The sequence below is a fragment of the Bacillus sp. AF62 genome (assembly GCF_050312695.1).
GTDB classification, from domain to species: domain Bacteria; phylum Bacillota; class Bacilli; order Bacillales; family Bacillaceae_G; genus Bacillus_A; species Bacillus_A cereus.
The window spans coordinates 1-423 of the sequence record NZ_JBNPJZ010000253.1 but is presented as its reverse complement, the minus strand read 5'-3'; the positions used below and the strand labels follow the sequence as shown (position 1 = coordinate 423).

The following is a 423-nucleotide window of genomic DNA, read 5'->3' as shown; positions in this document are numbered from 1 at the left end:
AAGAAGTGATAGGATGGATACATTTCGATCTATGAGAAGCGGTCGAACGGAAAGTTGTTCTTCTGACAATCCTTCAGGTGAAGAAAGAATGTTTTTCAGCTTTTTCTCTTCTTCTTTCGTAATAAAGTCCTCTTTGCGTAGGGCCCTATTCGGTGGAGTAATTCCCTGCATTTCTACAATAGGACTTGGTATATCCAAGAACTGATACAATTTCTTTAACACGACTGCAATGCGATGAATGGTTTTCTCTCCATACTTTCGTTTGTATATGAGTTCCTGAAAATAGGCTTCAAAATCCTCTTGATCTATCTTGTTCCATGCGTTCTTTTCTTGAAAATGGTTCGATGTTTGCAGCCATCTTCCAAAGTCCTCAATATCATAGACATATCGTTTAATTGTGGATGCTTTTCTTCCACGACTAGC

1 protein-coding gene is annotated in these 423 nt (G+C 38.5%); it reads right to left on the bottom strand.

Annotation, left to right across the window (positions count from 1 at the left end; all coding sequences use genetic code 11):
- Positions 1 to 423 (bottom strand): site-specific integrase (locus ACQRBL_RS32595; RefSeq protein WP_427736458.1); only part of this gene is annotated, 423 nt, incomplete at both ends.